1 protein-coding gene is annotated in these 519 nt (G+C 54.5%); it reads left to right on the top strand.

The window, feature by feature from the left end:
* Positions 1-60: 60 nt before the first annotated feature.
* Positions 61-519: hypothetical protein (locus AC0IW9_RS30380; RefSeq protein ID WP_471652036.1), on the top strand; the 459-nt coding region annotated here is incomplete at its 3' end.

Raw genomic sequence — 519 nt, forward strand, 5'->3', positions numbered from 1 at the left:
TGCTGTGCTTTTTTGGTAACGGTGTGGCGTCCCTTTCTCGGGAGGCTCATGGATCATGCTATGCTGGTTGCCGTGATGAGCATCGCCAGCACCCTGTTTGTCCTTCCGAGTTTCGCAATAAGCTCGCTGGTCGGTGTTGGGGTATTCACCTTCGTCCGCAAACGGCAGCGAATGAGGACAGAAGTATTCGTCCGCGACAATTTCATAGCACCGTCGACAGACGAAATGCATGGCATCAATGCTGTGATGACCATCGAGTCCGCTGAACATCAGCTTGGATTGGTCTGTAGGAGAATGCGTGCCTACTTGCTCGACCCCTATGATTTTGGTCGATCGAGGATCAGGGACGATGCCGGTTTTGAGCATAACCTCGATCTGGCAGTGTCTCTAAGCATTCACATCAGCGATCTTGGCGGCCAGGCCACCGCCAGCGGAGAGAAATTCCGCGAGCAAGTACGGCAACAGATCCTTGAGGGGTTGGTCAACCGAGTGAACCTGCGACAGCCGCGAGGGCCTGTA

This window comes from Belnapia sp. AC561 (genome assembly GCF_979252845.1).